The sequence below is a fragment of the Pseudomonas sp. MDT1-17 genome, from assembly GCF_054898105.1.
In genome coordinates this window covers 4194441-4216660 of record NZ_JBUBVM010000001.1, presented here as the reverse complement: position 1 = coordinate 4216660, position 22220 = coordinate 4194441, and the positions used below count along the sequence as shown (strand labels likewise).

General features: G+C 60.4%; 10 protein-coding genes. 3 read left to right on the top strand and 7 right to left on the bottom strand.

The window, feature by feature from the left end; genetic code table 11:
• Positions 1-67 precede the first annotated feature (67 nt).
• Positions 68-700 carry a response regulator gene (locus ACYZTX_RS19445; RefSeq protein WP_462035452.1) on the bottom strand — a complete coding sequence of 211 codons (633 nt, stop codon included), beginning with the start codon at positions 698-700 and terminating at the stop codon, positions 68-70.
• Between the two features lie 33 nt (positions 701-733).
• The gene (locus tag ACYZTX_RS19440; protein ID WP_462035451.1) at positions 734-2101 is read right to left on the bottom strand and encodes a cache domain-containing protein; all 1368 of its coding nucleotides are present in this window, start codon (positions 2099-2101) and stop codon (positions 734-736) included.
• Positions 2102-2496: 395 nt separating this feature from the next.
• On the opposite strand from ACYZTX_RS19440, the gene ACYZTX_RS19435 reads away from it, so the two are divergent.
• Together ACYZTX_RS19435 and ACYZTX_RS19430 are read left to right on the top strand one after the other, a co-directional pair.
• Entirely contained in the window at positions 2497-4554 is a 2058-nt protein-coding gene (locus ACYZTX_RS19435; RefSeq protein WP_462035450.1) for a carbon starvation CstA family protein, read from the top strand.
• Positions 4555-4568: 14 nt separating this feature from the next.
• Entirely contained in the window at positions 4569-4766 is a 198-nt protein-coding gene (locus tag ACYZTX_RS19430) for a YbdD/YjiX family protein (protein ID WP_462035449.1), read from the top strand.
• Between the two features lie 99 nt (positions 4767-4865).
• Here the strand turns inward: ACYZTX_RS19430 and ACYZTX_RS19425 are convergent, their stop codons facing one another.
• From ACYZTX_RS19425 to ACYZTX_RS19405, 5 genes are all read right to left on the bottom strand, one after another.
• Entirely contained in the window at positions 4866-5579 is a 714-nt protein-coding gene (locus tag ACYZTX_RS19425) for a metallophosphoesterase (protein ID WP_462035448.1), read from the bottom strand.
• Between the two features lie 86 nt (positions 5580-5665).
• Entirely contained in the window at positions 5666-5863 is a 198-nt protein-coding gene (locus ACYZTX_RS19420; protein ID WP_462035447.1) for a hypothetical protein, read from the bottom strand.
• A gap of 319 nt (positions 5864-6182) precedes the next feature.
• The gene (locus ACYZTX_RS19415) at positions 6183-7511 is read right to left on the bottom strand and encodes a TolC family outer membrane protein (protein WP_462035446.1); all 1329 of its coding nucleotides are present in this window, start codon (positions 7509-7511) and stop codon (positions 6183-6185) included.
• 1 nt (position 7512) lies between these two features.
• Positions 7513-8853 (bottom strand): HlyD family type I secretion periplasmic adaptor subunit, encoded by a 1341-nt coding sequence (locus ACYZTX_RS19410; RefSeq protein WP_462035445.1) that lies wholly within the window; start codon positions 8851-8853, stop codon positions 7513-7515.
• A 6-nt stretch (positions 8854-8859) separates the two neighbouring features.
• A complete protein-coding gene (locus tag ACYZTX_RS19405) occupies positions 8860-10596 on the bottom strand; it encodes a type I secretion system permease/ATPase (protein ID WP_462037074.1) in 1737 nt (578 codons plus the stop codon).
• 694 nt (positions 10597-11290) lie between these two features.
• On the opposite strand from ACYZTX_RS19405, the gene ACYZTX_RS19400 reads away from it, so the two are divergent.
• Complete coding sequence (locus ACYZTX_RS19400; protein ID WP_462035444.1) at positions 11291-22171, top strand: peroxidase family protein; 10881 nt, start codon at positions 11291-11293, stop codon at positions 22169-22171.
• Positions 22172-22220 lie beyond the last annotated feature (49 nt).

Genomic DNA, 22220 nt, shown 5'->3' with positions numbered 1-22220 from the left:
AGACGATGATCCGGCGATAAACCCAGCCGTCATAACCTAACTGGTCGAAAAGTTCGAGGAGTGCCTGCTACCGAGAGATGATCCCGTGATCAATCGCGTATTTGACCAGGGCCGCCGGTTTGTCGATGTTGAGTTTGCGACGGATGCTCAGGCGATGGGTTTCTACCGTCCGTACGCTAATGTCCAGTTCACGGGCCATCTCCTTGTTGTTCAGCCCCTGAGCCATCTTGTACAACACCTGGCTTTCGCGCGGTGTCAGCTCGTTATCGTTACTTTTATCAGCGATGAGCCGCTGGGCGATCTCGGCGCTGTAGAACGTACCGCCACTGGCAATGGCTTCGATCGCCGCAATGATTTCCCGCGACGGTGAGTTCTTCAGAACATAGCCGCTGGCACCCGCGCGAACGGACTCGCTCACGTATTCATTATTGTCGTACATGCTGAGCACCAAGACCTTCAGCGACGGGTACTGGCTGCGTAACACCCGGGTCAGCTCAAGCCCGTTCATGTCCTTGAGGCTAATGTCGACCAGCAACAGGTCCGGCTGGCAGCGCCCAACCATTTCAATGGCATCCGCGCCATTCTCGGCTTCGCCCACCACTTCCAGGGGGGCCATGACCGCCAGCAGCGCTTTGATGCCGTCGCGGACCAGGGCGTGATCGTCGACCAGGGCGACGCGGATCGGGTAGGGCAGGTTCATCGCGGGCATTCACTCATGTTGTTGTGGGGCCAGTCAGCGTTTTGCGCCGGGTACTTTCATCGGCAGCAGAACGTCCAGCTCACTTCTTCCGGGCATCGAGATCAGGTCGAAGCGTCCACCAAAATGCTCGACACGCTCACGGATATTACGCAGGCCAATGCCCGCATGACGACGTTCGACCTGGGCGACGTTGAAACCGATACCGTCATCGACCACCGTCAACCGTACGCACTCTTCAGACCCGTGCAAGGTAATGGAGACGTTTTTAGCCTGGGCGTGTCGTTCAATATTAGTCAGGCCTTCTTGCACGATGCGAAACAGCGCGACCGCTGCCCCATCGACCCAATGACAGTCGAATTCATTATCGTTGTAAGTCACCACCAGGCCGCTGCGTTGCTCGAATTCTGCGGCGAGTTGACCGATCGCCGCCGGCAGGCCCAGGGTGTCGAGCAGCGACGAGCGCAGGTCGTGAGAGAGGCTGCGAACCTCGCCAATCGCTTCCCCCAGGCGTTCCGTGGCGTCCCTCAGCGTGCTCAAGCCCTTGTCGTGTGCTTGCCCGTTATCGAGCAGATGGCTGGCCAATTCGAACTGAAATTTGATCGAGACGAGCAGCTGGCTGATGCCGTCGTGCAGTTCACGGGAAACCCGCGATCGCTCTTCCTCCTGCAAACTGACGATACGCTGAGTCAGGCGCTGAAGTTTTTTGTCGGCCAGACGATGCTCGCTGACGTTGAGCGTCATGCCGCTGGCGAAGACAAACAGCACCGCCACGAGGGCCACTGCGGCAATCGCCAGCATGGTTTTACGAATGCCTTGGGCCACTTCGTCACGCGCCTGTTGGGTCGCGCGCTCAACGTCTTCAAGGTAGATGCCGGTGCCGAGCATCCAGCCCCAACGATCCAACATCACCACATAGGCGAGCTTGTCGGTCACTTGGCCGGAAGAGGGTTTGTTCCAGGCGTAGCGTTGAAAGCCTTCGCCTGATTGCGCACTTTTGAGCAACGCCTGGATCACTGGCAAACCGTGAGGGTCCTTCATGTCCCACAGGTATTTGCCCACCAGATCTGACTGGCGCGCGTGCATCAGGCTGCGACCTTCGTGGTCGTAGACGAAGAAGTAGCCATTGATGCCAAAGCTGAGTTTGCGCAGTTCTTCCAGCACTTGTTGCTGTGCGTGTTCGTCACCGTGGCCGTCGTCGTACAGCGGTTCGATCAGGCTTTGCGCCATTTCGACGTAGTTCTTAAGTTCTGCGCGCTTGCTCGCCAGAATGCTGTCTTCGATCAGTTGCGCCTGTTGTTCACCCAGTTGCCGGTTCATCGAAATCACCAGCGCGCAGATGACGGCGATGGCCAACACCAGCGGCAGAATCCCGAGCGCGACGATTTTGTGTTTGAGCTGCATCTCTGCTCCTGTCCGGACCGAGGGAAGGCGAAGGCCCGGCATCATATGCCAAAGATACGCGTGTCCAGTAGCGGTGCTGGACGGGATGACCTGCGGCGGTGATGCCTGTCAGATGAAATGCAAAACCTGTGGGAGCGGGCTTGCTCGCGAAGAGGCCATCACATCCAACATCGATGTTGGCTGTTACACCGCCTTCGCGAGCAAGCCCGCTCCCACAGGTTTTGCATTTCAGCTGAAAGATCTGACTTGTCTACGTAGAACTACGTAGACGCCGCGTACGTAGTAACGCGGATTTATTTGTAGACGGCATGCGGGGATATTGGGCCAGCTCCGCACAGCGGACACAATTATAAAAATTACCGCCGCAGTCCACTGGCTGTGGCAGGAGACACGCTATGCCCCGTCTGGCTAAACACCTCGCCTGGTTTGCCGTGGCTGTCCTGGGAGCGTTTGCGCTAAGTGTCGTGGCCCTGCGCCGCGGCGAAGCGATCAATGCCCTCTGGATCGTAGTCGCAGCAGTCGCTATCTATCTCGTCGCTTATCGCTACTACAGCCTGTTCATCGCCAACAAAGTGATGCAACTCGACCCCAATCGTGCCACGCCCGCTGTTGTCAACAACGACGGTCTGGACTACGTACCGACCAACAAACACGTACTCTTCGGTCACCACTTCGCAGCCATCGCTGGCGCGGGGCCGCTGGTCGGTCCGGTATTGGCGGCGCAGATGGGCTATTTGCCCGGTACGTTGTGGCTGATTGCCGGCGTGGTGCTGGCCGGTGCCGTTCAGGACTTTATGGTTCTGTTCTTGTCCACCCGCCGCAACGGTCGTTCCCTCGGTGACATGGTCCGCGAAGAAATGGGCCGCGTCCCGGGCACCATCGCGCTGTTTGGCTGCTTCCTGATCATGATCATCATCCTCGCGGTGCTGGCGCTGATCGTGGTCAAGGCCCTGGCCGAGAGCCCGTGGGGCATGTTCACGGTGATGGCGACCATCCCGATCGCGATGTTCATGGGCATCTACATGCGCTACATCCGTCCGGGCCGCATCGGGGAAATCTCGGTGATCGGTGTGGCGCTGTTGCTGGGTTCGATCTGGCTGGGCGGGCAGATCGCTGCCGATCCGGTCTGGGCCAAAGCCTTCAGCTTCACCGGTGTGCAGATCACCTGGATGCTGATTGGTTACGGGTTTGTCGCTGCGGTGTTGCCGGTGTGGCTGATCCTGGCGCCGCGCGATTACCTGTCGACCTTCCTGAAAATCGGCACCATCGTGGCGTTGGCGATCGGCATCCTGATCACCATGCCCGACCTGAAAATGCCGGCGTTGACCCAGTTCATCGACGGTACCGGGCCGGTGTGGAAGGGCGGTCTGTTCCCGTTCCTGTTCATCACCATCGCCTGTGGCGCGGTCTCGGGTTTCCACGCGCTGATTGCGTCCGGGACCACACCGAAACTGTTGGCTAACGAAGGTCATGCCCGTTACATCGGTTACGGCGGCATGCTGATGGAGTCCTTCGTCGCCATCATGGCCATGGTTGCCGCGTCGGTGATCGAGCCAGGCGTGTACTTCGCCATGAACAGCCCGGCGGCGATTGTCGGTTCCGACGCTGTTTCGGTGGCTCAGACCGTCAGCAGCTGGGGTTTCGCAATTACCCCGGAAGCCCTGCAAGCGGTGGCCAAGGACATCGGTGAAACCACCATCCTCGCCCGTGCCGGTGGTGCGCCGACCCTGGCGGTCGGTATCGCGCAGATCCTGCACAGTGTCCTGCCCGGTGAAAACACCATGGCGTTTTGGTACCACTTCGCGATCCTGTTTGAGGCGCTGTTTATCCTGACCGCGGTGGACGCCGGTACGCGTGCCGGACGGTTCATGCTCCAGGATTTGCTTGGCTCCTTCGTGCCCTCCCTGAAGCGCACCGAATCCTGGACCGCCAACCTGATCGCGACTGCTGGTTGTGTGGCGATGTGGGGTTATCTGCTGTACCAGGGCGTGATCGATCCGCTGGGTGGCATCAACACCTTGTGGCCGCTGTTCGGTATCTCCAACCAGATGCTGGCGGGTATCGCGCTGATGTTGGCGACCGTCGTGCTGATCAAAATGAAGCGCCAGCGTTACGTTTGGGTCACCATGCTGCCAGCGGTGTGGCTGCTGATCTGCACCACCACTGCCGGTTTCATCAAGCTGTTCGACGCCAACCCGGCGATCGGTTTCCTGGCCCTGGCCAAGAAATACAGCGATGCCCTGGCCAACGGTCAGATCCTCGCGCCGGCCAAGAGCATCGACCAGATGCATCACGTGATCTACAACGCCTACACCAATGCAACGTTGACGGCGCTGTTCTTGCTGGTGGTCTTCAGCATCCTGTTCTTTGCACTCAAGGTCGGTATCGCCGCCTGGGGTACTAAAGAACGTACGGATAAAGAAGCGCCATTCCAGGCTATTCCGGATGCGTAATCGAGGATTGCAGCATGTTCAATGACCTCAGTCGCCTCGGTAAATACCTCGGACAGGCCGCGCACCTGATGGTCGGGATGCCCGACTACGACACCTACGTCGAGCATATGCAAAGCAAGCACCCGGACAAACCAGTGATGAGTTATGAGGTGTTCTTTCGGGAACGCCAGGAAGCTCGCTACGGAAGCAAGGCCGGGCCGAAGTGCTGTTGAGGGTCGGTGGCAGTGATGCCACCTGAATAACGAATAAAAAACCCGGCTGATGAGGCCGGGTTTTTTATTAAGTGAATTCTGTCGGACGAGCCGTTTGAGTCAGGTTGCGGGGATGGTTTCGAGCGTTTCGAGATTCAGCAGGGTGAAATAGCCACGGTCCGGCCTCCAGCCAGCCGTATCGATGTGAATCACATTGCCAAGGCTGACTGGCATAAGAAGCGGCGTATGCCCTACGACAAGCGCGCGTAGGCCATCAACGCCATGCTTTTGCATCTGATCGATCCGATTTCGAGACCACATGCAGTAGTGCTGGACCACCTGCAGCTGCCCGTTGCTTTCTGGCGATTCCAGTTCCCTGCGAAACTGTTCCCATGATGGAAATGGACAATCGGCGTGCACGATGCCGATCAGGCCTTGTGCTGTTTCGACTTCGATCGCGATAGGGAGCTTGGCGAACTGCGCCGCTAATGCTTGCTTCTCGAACAGCGGCAGATCCATGAACCATGTGCCGCCGTTGCCGATCCAGCTGTCGAGGTCGCAAGTGTCGAAACACACCACGTAATCGTCATGGTTGCCCCGCACCGGGTGGAACCATGGCTTGTCCAGCCAATCGAGGACGTCACGGCACTCTGGCCCGCGGTCAATCAGATCGCCAACACTGAACAGGCGATCTACTGAGGGGTTGAGCCCGACTGCATCCAGAGCGGCCTGCAACCGCGTGAAATGGCCATGAATGTCACCGACCGCGAAATCTCGGCCGGCAACGTTTGCGGCAAAGTGCTTCACGCGCGGCATCTCGATAGCTTCGAGCATGGGAATACCTCTCCCGCAGCTCCCCAACGGGCTGGTAGTCAGTTGAGTTTAGGCCAGGAAGTGCTGGTCGACGATTACCTAGGCGGTCAGTAGCCAGTCGTTTGCCCGAAGTGGTTGTCCTGCACTCCGGTGATGAGGTGCAGGGGCACGTGTTGCGCATCAATGGATGAGACTTCGAAGGTCTCCACTATTTGGGTGTGACGCTCACTCAGCCCGGGCGACTCTTCTACAAGAGCCTTAGCCATTCTCGCGTGGTTCGCTGCGATTTCATTGAGAGTTGACACGTTACATCTCCCGGTGACTGACCAAGCGCTTCGCTGGAGTCCTTAAACGTTAATTAAAGTGCCGCCGCGTCAGAATTATGTCGTTCTGGGGCCGCTACGAGCGTCTGTGCAATCCTTAAGCCAGGAATTGTCAATAAATTCGCGCCTCGTTTCTCATGCGACGAATGGTTGCGCGAGGTCGGCGATCCTTTTCGCATCCGCTACACCCTGTCGCCGAGGTGCAGCAGTGACACTTCCTTGCAACTGTGTGGTTAGTCAGGGGCCAAGCCGCATCGGAGGAAGGCGAGTACGCGGCGGTGTATCGGCGCGCAGGTGAAAGTCAGTTGGTGACCAACAGTTCCGGGCCGAGGTAGTCGTTGATGTGGTCGATATCGTCGTCGCCCAGACTGCCCACCGAAGAGGCCAGGCGCAGGCGCGACATCAAGTAGCGCAGCTTGGCCTCGAACAGATCGTGGCGGGCAACGAAGAGCAGCTCTTCGGCATTGAGGACGTCCGAGTTGGTGCTGGTGCCACCTTCCTTGAAGCCCTTGCGTGACGAAGTCAGTGAGCGTTCGTTGGACTCCACGGCCCGCTCCAGCGCTTGAATACGTGTGGCGCCGCTCTGTACGCCGCGATACTCACGGGTGGTGCCGGAGATGACTTCCTGGCGCGTGGCGTCGAGTTCGTCCAGGGCCTTATAGCTATTGGCACTCGCCTGGCGTGTCAACGCGCTGGTGCCACCACCGTTGTACAACGGGAAGTTTACTTCCAGCCCGATTGAGGTGTAGCGGTTGCGTTGATTGAGCTCGGAGATTGATTGGCTATCGCCCGCGGTGTAGCCGGCAACGAAATCCAGTGTCGGCCAGTGGCCTGCCTTGGCGCGCTTCACTTCTTCTTCGGCGAGGTCGCTGCTATGACGGCGCGCATGGATCAGCGGGCTATCGGTCTGAGCCTTGATCAGCCAGTCCTGCAGGTTGCTCGGTAGCAGCGGTTGCGTATTGAAGTTCGGACGCAAGGTGGTCAGGGATTCGGGGGTTTCTCCGATGTGCTCCTCAAGCTTGCGGCGCGCATTGACCAGGTTGTCCTGCGCTTCGATCAGCTCCACCGCGGCGAGGTCGCGGCGAGCGACCGACTCGTCGATGTCGGTGACGGTGCCGGCCCCCAGCTCCATGCGCCGTTTCGCCGAGGCGAGTTGCTCATCGAAGGCGCTCAGCTTGGACTTGGCGAGGACGATGGTTTCGCTGGCCAAAAGCACGTCGAAATAGCTTTCGGCGAGGCGCACCGCGGCGTCCTGGCTCTTGGCATCGAACACTGCGACGCTGTAGTCGGCACGCTGTTTACCTTGGCGGTACTCGGCCATTTTCTGTTTGTTGAACAGCGGCTGGCGCAAGCGCACGTTAGCGCCCTTGGAGTCGTAGTCGAGATCCCTTTCGACGCCGCTCTGGCGCTGGGTGCCATTGACCTTGTTGTCGTAGGCCGAGGCACTGATCTGCGGTAGCAAACCCGCCATGCCGATGGCGCGGTTTTCCACACCGGCCTCCTTTTCATGCACGGCGGCGCGATAGACGGGGCCCTGGTACTGCAACAGATCCCAGGCTTGTTTGAGGTCCATGGCGCTGGCCGGGAGGGACACCGCTAGCAGGCAGAAGAACAGGCAATGACGGTCCATTTCATTGTTCCTTGAAGGAGCTGTCGACACGTTCGAGCATCGGTTTGAGAAGATAGCTCATCATGTTGCGCTCGCCAGTCTTGATGGTGACGCTGGCGGGCATGCCGGGGCGAATGTGATTGCTGCCAAGCAGGCTCATGCCATCGGGCGTGACTTCTACCTGAGCCAGGTAGAACGGTTGCTTGCTTTCCTCGTCGAGCAGGCGGTCGGCGGAAACGGTTTTCACGCGGCCGGGTATGTTGGGCGTCTGGGCATGGTTGAAGGCGGGGAAGGCAATGTCTACGGCCAGGCCGGGGAACATCTTGTCGATCGCCTGCACGGGAATCATCGCGTCGACCTGCAGCGGTTCGTTGTCCGGAACGATTTCCATGATCTTGAAGCCGGGCTGAATGATCCCGCCGATGGTCGCAATGCTCAGGGACTGGACTATGCCATCGATCGGCGAGCGAATTATCGTGTGGGTCACTTCATAGTCCAGCGCACGCAAGCGGTCGGCCAGGGTGGTGTTTTCCTTGGCGGTGTCGGTGAGCAGCGATTCGACTTCCTTCTGGTAATCGTGCTGGCGCTGCAGGATGCGCAGCTTGATTTCGGTGGTCTGGCTACGTATGCGAGCGATGTTATTGAGGTTCTCGGCCTGGCCGGCGGAGAGGTCGGCGTTGCTGCGTTCCAGCTCAAGCAGACGGTTGCGCGGCACATAGCCTTCGGTCGCCAGCACGCGGGTGCCTTTCAGTTCCTGGTTGAGGAAGTTGATCTGCGAGGCGCGGGCGCCATAGACCTGCTGCAGTCCCTTGAGCTGCACCGCCGACGCCGCGAGGTTTTCCTGCAAGATGCTGATTTCGCCAGCGAGGCCGGCGCGCCGGGTGTCCAGCAGACGTTGTTGCAGATTCATGGCGGCCACCAAGCGGTGGTCATTCCCGAAGCGCTTGAGCAATTCGGGATCGTAGTTCACCACATCGCGGTCGTCACGTTCCGCTTCCAGGCGGTTTTCCACCGTCTTGCTGACGATGTACTGGGCGCTGACCGCACCCTGTTCGGCAGCTGCGCGCAGGGAGTCGAGGCGGACCACCTCCTGGCCTTTTTTCACTGCATCGCCTTCGCGAACAAGAATGGCCTCCACGGTGCCGCCGCTCAGATGCTGCACGGCTTTGCGATTGCTGGTGACTTTGACCGTGCCTGTCGCTACCACGCCGGCATCCAGCGGCGCCAGCCAGGACCACAGGAGGAAGCCGCCGAAGCCGGCGAGCACCAGCCATATGCCCCAGCGCATGGGTTTGCCGACGTCCAGATCCACCGGGTGCCTGGGGTCGGATTGAATCATGTCGGTGTGTTGGCTCATTTGCATGATCGGTTACTCCCGTGCTTTGACGGAGGCCAGCGGAGTTGACGCGCCTGCAGGCATCACACTGGCCTTGCGCAGTGCTGCGAATACTTCGTCGCGCGTGCCGAGCATCTGCACGCCGCCGTCGCGCAGCATCAGCACCTTATCGACGGCGCAGAGCACATTGGGACGGTGGGAAATCAGAATGACGGTGGCGCCGCGGTTTTTGAGTTGGGCCAGCGCATCGACCAAGGCCTTTTCCCCGACGTCGTCGAGGTTGGCGTTCGGCTCATCCAGCACAATCAGATTGGGTTCTCCATACAGCGCGCGGGCCAAGGCGATGCGTTGCTTCTGGCCACCGGAAAGCGGGCTGCCATCGGTGCCCAGACGGGTCTCATAACCCTGCGCTAAACGCAGGATCATCTCGTGCACTCCAGTCGTCCTGGCGGCGCGGATGACCGCGTCGCTGTCCACTTCGCCAAAGCGCGCAATGTTGTCGGCGATGGTGCCCTCGAACAGCTCCACGTCCTGTGGCAGGTAACCGAGCCAGGGGCCAAGTTCGCCCTTGTTCCAAGTGAATATGTCCGCGCCGTCCAGGCGCACCTTGCCGGCCTGTGCCGGCCAGACGCCGACCAACAGGCGGGCGAGGGTGGATTTGCCCGAGGCGGATGGACCGATAATGCCAAGGCTTTCGCCGGGGGAAAGATTGAAGCTCACCCCGCGCAGAATCGTGTTGCTGGTGCCGGGGGCACCGGCATACACATTCTCCACTGCCACCATGCCCAGCGGCCGCTGCAGCGACATGCTCGGTGGCCGGCGCGGATACTCGTTCAGCATCTCGTTCAACCGACCCCAGGCCGAGCGGCAGCCAAGCAGCTGCTTCCACGACGCGATGACTTGTTCCACCGGCCCCAGCGCGCGGCCGGTGAGGATCGAACAAGCAATCATCATCCCGGGAGTGATCTTGCCTTCGATCGCCAGCAGCGCGCCGGCGCCGAGGATCAGCGACTGCAACGTGATACGCACGAAGCGCCCGGTGCTGCTGATCAGGGCGGCACGGTCGGAGGCCAGGGTCTGCATTTCCAGAATGCGCAAATGGCTTTGGTACCAGCGCTTGCCGATCGACGGCAACATGCCCATGGCTTCGATGACCTCGGCGTTGCGCAGGTTGTTGTTGGCGTAGCTGGCGGAGGAGAGGGCGGCCTGATTGGCTTCGGCCAGCGGCTTTTGCGTCGCCTTCTCGGTGAGATAAGCCAGGCCCACCAGAATCAGCGAGCCGATCAGCGTGATCAGTCCGAGCAGCGGGTGGATCAGATAGGCGACCAGCAGGTAGATCGGCGTCCATGGCGCATCAAAGAAAGCGAACAGGCCATTGCCGGTGAGGAACTGACGCACCTGCGCGAGATCCTGCAGGGCCTGGGCCGGATTACCTCCGGCGCGGCTCAGGTTGCGCTCGAATGCTGCGGTGAAAATGCGTCGATTGAGGTCCATGTCGAGGCAGTTGCCGACCCGGATCAGCACACGGGTGCGGAACATTTCCAGCGTGGACATCAGCAAGAACAGGCCTATCACCAGAATGGTCAACATCGTCAACGTTGTGACGTTTTGACTGACCAAGGCCCGATCATAGACCTGCAGCATATAAATGGCTGGCGTCAACATCATGACGTTGATGACGCCACTGAATCCTGCTAACGAGTAAAAACTGCGGCGAAGTCGAAAAAGCGCGTCAGCCAGTTCGGATCGAATGCTCGATTGTTTGTGCATTTGATTGACCCCTCTTCGAAAAAGCCGTTTGCCCTTGCGGCGCAACAGCTAACAAACAGCAAAAAATGTAGTTCCGCAGGCAGCTGATCGATACGCAGGGTGGTCGCTCTAGGGCGAATCTCCTGCAAATCTCTGCGTTGCTTCCATAGCCAGCAGCGTAGGTGGCGTCGACACAATCTGAAATAACATTTCGCTCTAATGCTGCGACGAACTGCCTATAAGTTTTTTAAAAACAGCCAGTTGAGAGGTCAATTACCAATCGTCTGTTTTCTGCGTCGTAAAATTGACAATTTTTTGCTATGCACCTTTAGTCTTACTCATTGAGGGAACCGCCCGCCTGAAGCCTGTCAACTTTTTGGCAGCACAAGGCGCGATGATGTTCCCGAAGGAGCACACCATGTCGATTATTTCGTTCTTCTGCAGAGTGAAGGGGCTGTTCCGGAAATTCGCCTTTTCTTCAAGTTTCCATGGCCCACCCAGGGCTCGGATTCGCTCTGCCTAATCGCTCAGCGAGCCATTCTTTTCGCGAATTCCAGGCGCGCATCCCGGGGGGGGCCGTGTATTGGCTCTGCCATCCCGTGCCAACTCTCGCCAAAAAATCAACCAACACACTGCGCAAGCCAGCACCTGGCTGGGCGCGGGAGGATTTTTATCGTCCCGTGTCCTTCCCCCAAAGACATCGAGGGCAATCAAAATGGCCAATTTCAACCAGTCGGACCTGGAATTCATCCTCAAACAAATCTTCATCGCAGAGGCGCATGCCGACGGCGCCAGCCTCAGTGATTTGCTACCCAACAGTCAGGTGCCATTCGGCCTGCGTACCGTCGATGGCAGCTACAACAACCTGGTCGCCGGACAAACCGAATTTGGCGCCGCGGACAATTCTTTCCTGCGCCTGCTTGATGCTTCTTATAGAGCGGCCTATGCCGGGACCGGGTCGGTGATCGACCCGCAGCCACGGATCATCAGCAACCTGATCAATGATCAGACCGCCAACAACCCGGCCGCTGTCGCGGCGAACGGCGGTGCCGATTCGGTGATCAGCCCAGGTTTCGATGGTGTGTTTGGCACGGAAGACGACAAGCAAGTGTTCTTCATCCCCAATGAGTCGCCGGACGCCGGTCTCACCGCCGGCTTCAACTCGTGGATGACCTTCTTTGGCCAGTTCTTCGACCACGGCCTCGACCTGCTCAGCAAGAGCAGTACCGACATCGTGTTTATTCCGTTGCAGCCGGACGATCCGTTGTTCGTGCCGGGCAGCCCGACCAATTTCATGGTGCTGTCACGGGCAGTGCGTACAGCCGGCGCGGACGGAATTGTCGGCACTGCCGATGATGGCCAGCCCAACACCACCTCGCCGTTCGTAGACCAGAGCCAGACTTACAGCTCGCACCCCTCGCATCAGGTGTTCCTGCGCGAGTACGTCCTCAACGCGGCAGGTGACCCTGTTGCAACGGGGCGCTTGATTACCAACCGCGATCTGGGCGCCGATGGCAAGTTCGGCACTGCCGATGATGGCGGCGCCGAGAACGGTGGCATGGCGACCTGGGCAGTGGTCAAGGCCCAGGCCCGTGACATTCTCGGCATCAACCTGACCGACGCCGATGTGCACAACGTGCCGCTGCTGGCAACCGATGCGTATGGCAACTTCATGCGGGGCTCGAGCGGTATGCCGCAGGTGGTGATGCGCATCAGTAACGGCGCCGACGGTATCGCCGGGACGGCTGATGACGTCACGCAACTGGTCGAAGGCAACCGGGATGCTCCGATCAGTCTGGCCAGCGCCGTGAGCACCGGGCATGGCTTCCTCGACGACATCGCCCACAATGCCGCGCCGGTAGCCGTCGGCGGGGTTCTGCAGGCGGATGCTGACGCCGATATCGGCAATGCGCAGCCCGTTGGCGCGGGCGGCAAAAACCTGACCTACGACAACGAACTGCTCGACGCTCACTACATTGCCGGCGATGGCCGGGCGAACGAGAACATCGGCCTGACCGCCGTGCACCATGTGTTCCACTCCGAGCACAACCGCCTGGTCCAGCAATCCAAGGAAACCATCCTGGCCGCTGGCGATCTGGCGTTTCTCAATGAGTGGCTGGTGGACGATGTGGTCGCGATACCGACTACACTCGCCGAAATCGCAGCTTTGGTGTGGGACGGCGAACGCCTGTTCCAGGCCGCCAAGTTCGGCACCGAGATGCAGTACCAGCACCTGGTGTTCGAGGAGTTCGCGCGGACCGTTCAGCCGCAGGTCGACGCATTCCTTGCCCCCAACGGCTATGACACCTCGATCAACCCGGCCATCCTCGCAGAGTTCGCCCACGTGGTGTACCGCTTCGGTCACTCGATGTTGACCGAGACCGTCGATCGCTTCGACCCCGAATTCAATCCGCTCCTCACGGACCCGAACAACCCGGACTCGCAACTCGGTCTGATCGCGGCCTTCCTCAACCCGCTGGCGTTCGCCGGCAGCGGGGCTACCGCGGACGAAGCGGCAGGAGCGATCATTCGCGGTGTGACCCGCCAGCTCGGCAACGAGATCGACGAGTTCGTCACCGAAGCGTTGCGCAACAATCTGCTCGGTCTGCCGCTCGATTTGCCGGCCCTGAACCTGGCGCGTGGTCGCGACACTGGCATCCCCACGTTGAATGAGGCGCGGCGTGAGTTCTACGAATCAACCGGTGACAGCCAACTCAAGCCGTACATCAGTTGGGCTGACTGGGCGGACAACCTCAAGCACCCCGAGTCGTTGGTCAACTTCATCGCGGCCTATGGCACGCACGACACCATTACGGCCGCGACTACGCTGGCAGGCAAACGCGATGCTGCCCTGGCGCTGGTGTTCGGTGGTGCCGGTTCGCCGGCTGACCGCCTGGACTTCCTCAACGGCAGCGGTGCCTGGGCCAACGTAACGAAGGCCGGCAGGGATGGGGTACTGGGTACCGCAGACGACCTGACGGGTGTAACGATCACGGGCGTCGACGACATCGACTTCTGGGTCGGTGGCCTCGCCGAGCAGAAGATGCCGTTCGGCGGGATGCTCGGCTCGTCGTTCAACTTTGTGTTTGAAACCCAGATGGAGGCGTTGCAGGACGGCGACCGCTTCTACTATCTGTCGCGCGTCGCGGGCCTGAACTTCGGCACCGAGTTGGAAAACAACTCTTTGGCCAAGCTGATCATGCTCAACACCGATGTCACTCACCTGTCGAACACGGTGTTCCTGACGCCGACGTACACCTTGGAAGTGAATCAGGCTAATCAGTTCACCGGCCTTGGCGCAAACGGCGGCGCCGACCCGACGGGCGGCCTCATGATCAACGGCGTGGAAATCGTGCCGCTGGTGATCCGCGACAACCCCAACACTGTTGGCGCGGACAGTAATTATCTGCAATACACCGGTGAAGATCATGTCGTCCTCGGTGGCACCGCCGGCGATGACATCATTGTCTCCGGTGATGGCGATGACACCCTTTACGGCGACGGCGGCAACGACCGCCTCGAAGGTGGCGCCGGGAACGATGCGGTACTGGGCGGCGCGGGCGATGACATCATTACCGACTCGTTCGGCGACAACCGTCTGGAAGGCAATGCCGGTAACGATGTGATCGTGGCTGGCAGCATGCTGGCTGGAGGCAACCTGATCCTGGGGGGCGATGGCCAGGACTTCATCATCACCACCGAAGACGTCAGCACCACCTTCGGCGGTCAGGGTGACGATTTCATTCTCGGTGCCAAGACCAACCTGCCAGCCACCGGCAACGAAGGCGATGACTGGATCGAGAAAGGCACCCAGGACGGCGCGCCTGGCGATAACGCCTCGCCGTTGCTCAATGACGATGTGATCGGCAACGACATCTTTGTCGGTGGTGCTGGCTTCGACGAAATGATCGGCGAGGGTGGCGATGACATCTTTGTCGGCAGCGATGCCCAGGACAATATGGACGGCATGTCCGGTTTCGACTGGGTGACCCACAAAAATGACAGGGTCGGCGTGACCGTTGACCTGACCATGGCTACGCTGGCGCAGCCACACGGCAACGCACCCAACCAGAATAACGGGGCGTTCAATCCGGTCGGCGCCTCGCCGGCCTCGATCCTCGACCGTTTTGCCGAGGTCGAAGGTTTGTCCGGTTCGCAATTCGGCGATGTGCTCAAGGGCGATAATGTTAATGCGGTCACTATCGTCGACCACGGTGGCACCACGGGCAGTGCGCTGACCAATGTGGCGCTGATCCGTGGACTGGAGCAGTTTCTGGCCGACGCCGGTTTGCCGACCACCGGCTTTGCCACAGGCAACATCATCCTGGGTGGCAATGGCAGTGACCTGATCGAGGGCCGCGGTGGTGATGATCTGATCGATGGCGACAAATGGCTCAACGTCAGGATTGCGGTCTATGACGCCGGTGACGTCAATCATACCGGCCCCGAGATCGCCACCTTCGACAGCATGGTCGATATGATCCCGTTCATGCTCGACGGCACCTATAACCCGGGTCAGCTCAAGGCCGTGCGGGAAATCCTGCCCGGCACCTCGACAGGCGGGGCGGCTTTCGACACCGCCATTTTTTCCGGGCTTCAGTCCGAGTATGTGGTCACGCGTGACACCCGCGGCACGGACAATGTGGCGGACGATGTCTGGACGGTGACCGATACCGAAGTGGGTCGCGACGGCACCGATACCTTGCTGCATATCGAACGCCTGCAGTTCGCCGATACCCAGCGAGTGCTGGTGTCGGGGCTGAATGCACAACCAACGGGCAGGCCGACCGTCGCGGGTGGAAACGGCGGCGAGATAACAGTGGGCGACACACTGACCGTTAGCATGGCCGGTGTGCGCGATGGCAACAACATCACGGTGGGTAACCTGCAGGGTTTCGTCAACAACGCCTCGGTGTCCTACTATTGGCAGTTCGAAGCCGACCCGGGCACCGGCGTTTTCGAAGACATCATTCTGCTGCCTGCCGGTAACCTGGCATTCCAGAGCGCCGACGGCACCACCTTCAAGGTCTCGCCTGATCTTGCCGGGCTGTCACTGAGGGTCAAGGCGGTCTACCAGGATGGTCATGGCACGACTGAAGTAGTGTTCTCGCAACCGACTGCCGTGGTGGAACCCGGCGAGCTGGTTGTGCCGACGGCGCCGACACCCGTCGTCAATGCCACCGAGGGTGGCGAGGGCCTTCACATGGTCCGCTCCGACCTCAACTTCATCCTTGATCAGATCAAGATTGCCGAGGCGGACGCGGCGGGTCAGGACATTCTTTCGCTGATCCCGAATATCCGCGCCCCGTTGGGCCTGCGTGCTGTCGATGGCTCGAACAACAACCTGATGAACCTCAACGGCATCAACAACACCGAGTTTGGTGCCGCGGATAACACCTTCCCGCGCTTGACCGATCCAGTCTTCAATCCCGCGGAAGGTGTGCCTGCCGGCTTCTTCGGCCCCGGCTCGCCGGCCATTGCGGGATCGTCGTATCAGCAGACCAGCGGCTTCGTGTTTGACTCGCAACCGCGCACCATCAGTAATCTGATCGTCGACCAGACGTCGAACAACCCGGCGGCCTATGCCACGGCTTACGACCCGGGTGCGGACGGTGTGCTCAATTTCGGCGCGGAGGATAACGACGACGTGCTCAAGGATGGCACACGGATAGTCGCCAGCCCCGGCATGGATGGTCAGTTCGGTACTGCCGACGACCACGATGTGTACCTGTTCGAGAACACCACGGCGGATGCGGGGTTGTCCGCGCCGTTCAACGCCTGGATGACCTTCTTCGGGCAATTCTTCGATCATGGTCTGGACCTGCTGACCAAAGGCGGTTCGGGCACCATCTTCATCCCGCTGCAACCGGATGATCCGCTGTATGTGCCAGGCGGCAACACTAACTTCATGGTGCTGACCCGCGCGACCAACCTGCCAGGGGCGGATGGCGTTCTCGGCACGGCCGACGATATCCATGAGCACACCAACACCACGTCGCCATTCGTGGACCAAAACCAGACCTACAGCTCGCACCCGTCGCACCAGGTTTTCCTGCGCGGTTATGAGCTGACCGACAACGGCCCCATCGCGACCGGCAGACTGATCACTAACCGTGACCTGGGGGCGGACGGCAAGTTTGGGACTGCAGACGACATCGAAATCGGTGGTATGGCGACCTGGAAGGTGGTCAAGGCGCAGGCCAACGACATCCTGGGTATCCGCCTGACCGATGCCGACGTCGATAACTCGCCGCTGTTGGCGACCGACGCCTATGGCAATTTCATCAAGGGGCCGAACGGCTTCCCGATGGTCGTGATGAAGGGGGTTGACGGTCTGGGCGGCACGGCTGATGACGTCCTGGTCGAAGGCAATCCGCTTTCCCCCATTAGCCTGACCAATGCGGTGCGCACCGGTCACCAGTTCCTCGCCGACATTGCCCACAATGCAGCGCCGGTGTTCAGCAGTGGCGTGCTCGTGCCTGACGCGGATTCCGCTATTGGCAACGCAGTGCCGGCCAATCCGCACACCGGGGCCAACCTGGCCTACGACAACGAGTTGCTCGATGCGCATTACATCGCTGGCGACGGCCGGGTCAACGAGAACATCGGCCTGACCGCGGTGCATGCGATCTTCCACGCCGAGCACAATCGGCTGGTCGCGCAGACCATGGACACCGTGCTCGATTCGGGTGACCTGGCCTTCCTCAACGAGTGGCTGCTGACTCCGGTGTACGGGTTGCCCGCCAACCAGGCCGAGATCGATGCGCTGGTGTGGAATGGCGAGCGCTTGTTCCAGGCTGCCAAGTTCGGCACCGAGATGCAGTATCAGCACCTGGTGTTCGAGGAGTTTGCCCGGACCATCCAGCCCAGGGTCGACCTGTTCTTCGCACCGACCCAGGTCTATGACGTTGACCTCGATGCCTCGATCGTCGCCGAGTTCGCCCACACCGTGTACCGGTTTGGCCACTCGATGCTGACCGAGACCGTCGATCGCTTCGATGTTGATTTCAACGTGGTCGGCGATCCGAACAGTGCTGATCCTGATCAGCAACTCGGCCTGATCGCGGCGTTCCTCAACCCGTTGGCGTACGCCGCCAGTGGCGTAACGCCCGAGGATGCGACCAGTGCGATCGTGCGTGGGATGACTCGGCAAGCCGGTAACGAAATCGACGAGTTCGTCACCGAGGCGCTGCGCAGTAACCTGCTCGGCCTGCCGCTGGACCTGCCGGCGATCAATATCGCCCGAGGCCGCGACGTGGGGATTCCTTCGCTCAATGCGGTCCGCCGCGACATCTACAGCCAAACCGGTGATACCCAACTCAAGCCGTACACCAGCTGGGTCGACCTGGTGCAGCACCTCAAACATCCAGAGTCGTTGATCAACTTCATCGCGGCCTATGGCACTCATGACACGATCACGGCGGCGACCACGCTGGAAGGCAAACGCGCTGCAGCCCTGGCGCTGGTATTCGGTGGTACGGGTGCGCCGGCCGACCGTCTGGACTTCCTCAACGGCACGGGCACTTGGGCCAACGTGACGCGGGCCGGCAAGGATGGGCTGCTGGGGACTGCCGACGATCTGAAGGGTGTGACTGTCACGGGCGTCGATGCCATCGACCTCTGGATCGGCGGCCTGGCCGAAGAGAAAACTCCGTTCGGCGGCATGCTCGGCTCGACGTTCAACTTCGTGTTCGAGAACCAGTTGGAAAAACTGCAGGACGGTGACCGCTTCTACTATCTGGAGCGTACCGCTGGCCTGTCGATGAATGCCGAACTGGAAAGCAACTCGTTCGCCAAGCTGATCATGGCCAACACCTCGGCCACGCACTTGCCGGGCCTGGTGTTCTCGGACCCGGCGTTCTATCTGGAAAGGGACCAGAGCAAGCAGTACAACGATGGCCTGGGCAACGCCGATCCGCTTGGCGAGAATGGCGAACAGGTGGTGTTCCGCGACAACCCGCTGACCGCGGGGCCGGACGCCAACTACATCAAATACACAGGTGAAGAGCACATCGTGCTGGGCGGCACCAACAATGCAGACATCCTCATCGCGAGTGAAGGTGATGACACGGTGTGGGGTGACGGCGGCAACGATCGCATCGAAGGCGGTGACGGCAACGACCAACTGCGCGGTGGCGCCGGTGACGACATCATCAGCGACCGCGGCGGCGACGATAACATCCAGGGTGGCGACGGTAACGACGTGCTGCACGGTGGCAACGGCGTCAACCTGATCATTGGCGGGTTCGGTAATGACTTCATCGTGACCGGTGAAGACGCTTCCGAGGCCATTGGTGGCCACGGCAACGACTTCATCCTGGGTAGCAAAGCCAACGAACAGGACATGGGCAACGAAGGCGACGACTGGATCGAGAAGGGCACCTCGGACGGTGCACCTGGCGACAACTTCGACCCGCTCGGCAACGACCCTGTCATCGGCCACGATGTGTTCATCGGCGGTAGCGAGAACGATAAGTTCAACGGCGAAGGCGGCGACGACATCATGGTCGGCAGTCTCGGCTTCGGTGACCGTTATATCGGCGGCTCCGGCTATGACTGGGCAACCTTCAAGGGGCTCGCCCAGGGCGTGACTATCGATTTTACCGACCGTTTTTTCAATGTTCCGCCGGTGCCGGGTTCGGGTGCTTCGACGCAGGTGCGTTTCGACATCATGGAAGGTCTGTCGGGTTCGTCCCACGGTGACTTCCTGCGCGGTGACAACGAAGATGCCACCTCGCTGCCCACTGCGGGTGCAAACGGCAGTGTGTTAACCAACATTGACCTGATCGACGGCCTCGCTGATCTGCTGCCCGCCGGAGCGACGTACTTCGACGGCGGCAACATCATCCTCGGCGGTAGCGGCAGCGACCTGATCGAAGGTCGCGGGGGTGACGACATCATCGACGGTGACAAGTGGCTGAACGTACGCATCAGCGTACGGGCGAACGCTGATGGCACTGGCGCGGAAATCGCCACCTTCAACAGCATGGAGCCACTGGTGCCGTTTATGATGAACGGTACTTACAACTCGGGCCAGTTGGTCATCGTGCGGGAGATTCTGACCGGCAATAACAGCTTCGACACCGCGTTGTTCTCCGGCAGTTTGGGGGAATACGGCATCGAGATCGATGGCGACACGGTCATTGTGACCGACTCGGTGGCAGGGCGTGATGGCGTCGATCGCCTGACGGGCATCGAGCGTCTGCAGTTCGCTGACGTTGCGCAGTTGTCTGGAGTGGGCGCCGCGCAAAACAACGACCCATCGGGTCATCTGGCAATCCTCGATGCCGCCAGCGGTGTGCGTGACGAAACGCCGGTTGCTGGCCAGTTGTTGCGCGTCAGTGATCGGGCGGTACACGACGCGGACAACCAAAGCGTGACCAATCCGACCGGCGCGGTGACCGGTGGGGTGGCTTACTACTGGCAGGTCGAAACCATTGCCGGCTCGGGCGTTTATGACGACATCATCTTCGTCGCCGCTGGCGAGGCATCTCGGGCGAGTGGCACCACCTACCGGGTGACGGACGATGTGGCGGGTCTGAACATCCGCGTCCGGGCGGTCTACCAGGATGCCAAGGGCACGCTGGAGATCGTCGACTCGTCCGGGAACAGTACACCGACCGAAGGGCCGACCGTCACCGGGCTTGCAGTGCAGTACCAGCTGTTGACCGCTGACCCGGCGAGCATCATCGACCTCGATGGCCTGAGCAATCCGCACTTCACCTATCAGTGGCAGGCGAACGACGGGCTTGGCTTCGTCAACATCGCCGGCGCTACCGGTAGCACGTTCGCGCTTGGTCAGGCTCAGGTCGACAAGGAAGTGCGCGTGGTGATGGGTTACGTGGATGACTTCGGTGTGGCCGAAAGCGTTTCGTCCAACATCCTTGGGCCGGTGGCCAACGTCAACGATGCACCGACTGCAGGGCCAACCGTCACCGGGCTTGCAGTGCAGAACCAGCTGTTGACCGCTGATCCGGCGAGCATCATCGACGTTGATGGCCTGAGCAATCCGCAGTTCACCTACCAATGGCAGGCGAACAACGGGCCTGGCTTCGTCAACATCGCCGGCGCTACCGGTAGCACGTTCGCGCTTGGCCAGGCTCAGGTCGGCCAGGCAGTGCGCGTGGTGATCGGATACGATGATGACTTCGGTGTGGCCGAAAGCGTTTCGTCCAACATCCTGGGGCCGGTGGCCAACGTCAACGATGCACCGACAGGCGCGTTGCTGATCAGCGACACGACACCGGATCAAGGGCAAGTGCTGACCGCGCTGACGGGCGGGATTGCCGATGTGGACGGGCTGGGCACCTTCAGCTACCAATGGCAGCAAGGTGTCGGCACGTCCTTCACCGACATCAGCGGCGCGACGGCCGCGACCTTCACCCCTGGTGTGGCGCAGGGCAACCTGCAACTGCGGGTGATCGTGCGCTACACCGATAGCTTCGGCACGCTGGAGTCGGTGACCTCTGCTGCGACGGCGGCGGTTGCGGTACTGAGTGGCGTGGTGCTGCTGGGCGATGCTTTTGCGAACACCCTCACCGGCACCGCAGGTAACGATGTGCTGCTTGGCCTGGGCGGGAACGATACGCTGAATGGCCTGGCCGGTATCGACCAGTTGTTTGGCGGCACTGACAACGACATCCTCAATGGCGGAGACGACAACGACGTCCTCAATGGCGAGGACGGCAACGACACCCTCAACGGTGGGCTCGGCGCGGATGCCATGACCGGCGGTGCCGGCAACGACACGTTTGTGGTCGACAACGTCGGTGACCTTGTCACCGAGGCGCTGGGTGGTGGTACCGATCTGGTGCAAACCAGCCTGACGAGCTACCAGCTCGGTGCCAACGTCGAGAACCTGACCTATACGGGCGCCGGTAGCTTCACCGGTACCGGTAATGCGCAAGCCAACACCATCACCGGCGGGGTGGGTAACGACTTCCTCAATGGCGGTGCAGGTGCTGACCGGATGGTGGGGGGCGCCGGCAACGATACCTACGTCGTCGATGCAGCCGCAGACGTGGCGGTCGAGGTGGCGGGTGGCGGTACGGACACCGTGCAGACTTCGCTGGCCAGCAACACGCTGGGCGCTAATGTCGAAAATCTGACCTACATCGGAGTCGGCAACTTCGTTGGCAACGGTAACGGGTTGAACAACGTCATCACCGCCGGGGTGGGTAATGACACGCTCAATGGTGGCGGCGGTAACGACCAACTGTTCGGCGGCATTGGCTCGGATACCCTGAACGGCGGCACTGGCAATGACTTTATCGATGGCGGTACTGGCAACGATACGGTCACTGGCGGTGCCGGCAACGACATGATGGTTGCCAGCAGTGGCAACGATATCTTCATGTTCGCAGCGGGCTTCGGGACCGATCAGATCATCGGCTTCGATGCCGACGCGGTGGGAGGCCAGGACCGGCTCGATATTTCCGCGTTCGGCGTCACTGCTGCGACCTTTGCCGGCAACGTCATCATCACCGATGTCGGTGCGGATACCTTGCTCAGCTACGCAGGACCTGACTCCATCCGCCTGGTCGGTGTAGCCGATGCGACAACCGTCACTGCCGCAGACTTCATTCTCGCCACTTGAGGTCCTGATCAGTACGGTCGCAGACGCGTGGAAAGCGGAAGGGAGGGCA

Bases quoted from the DNA above. Each gene is read 5' to 3' on its own strand.
- ACYZTX_RS19430 (WP_462035449.1), top strand. From the start codon at position 4,569: ATGTTCAATGACCTCAGTCGCCTCGGTAAATACCTCGGACAGGCCGCG.
- ACYZTX_RS19415 (WP_462035446.1), bottom strand. From the start codon at position 7,511: ATGGACCGTCATTGCCTGTTCTTCTGCCTGCTAGCGGTGTCCCTCCCG.
- ACYZTX_RS19400 (WP_462035444.1), top strand. From the start codon at position 11,291: ATGGCCAATTTCAACCAGTCGGACCTGGAATTCATCCTCAAACAAATC.
- ACYZTX_RS19425 (WP_462035448.1), bottom strand. From the start codon at position 5,579: ATGCTCGAAGCTATCGAGATGCCGCGCGTGAAGCACTTTGCCGCAAAC.
- ACYZTX_RS19405 (WP_462037074.1), bottom strand. From the start codon at position 10,596: ATGCACAAACAATCGAGCATTCGATCCGAACTGGCTGACGCGCTTTTT.
- ACYZTX_RS19435 (WP_462035450.1), top strand. From the start codon at position 2,497: ATGCCCCGTCTGGCTAAACACCTCGCCTGGTTTGCCGTGGCTGTCCTG.
- ACYZTX_RS19440 (WP_462035451.1), bottom strand. From the start codon at position 2,101: ATGCAGCTCAAACACAAAATCGTCGCGCTCGGGATTCTGCCGCTGGTG.
- ACYZTX_RS19410 (WP_462035445.1), bottom strand. From the start codon at position 8,853: ATGCAAATGAGCCAACACACCGACATGATTCAATCCGACCCCAGGCAC.
- ACYZTX_RS19445 (WP_462035452.1), bottom strand. From the start codon at position 700: ATGAACCTGCCCTACCCGATCCGCGTCGCCCTGGTCGACGATCACGCC.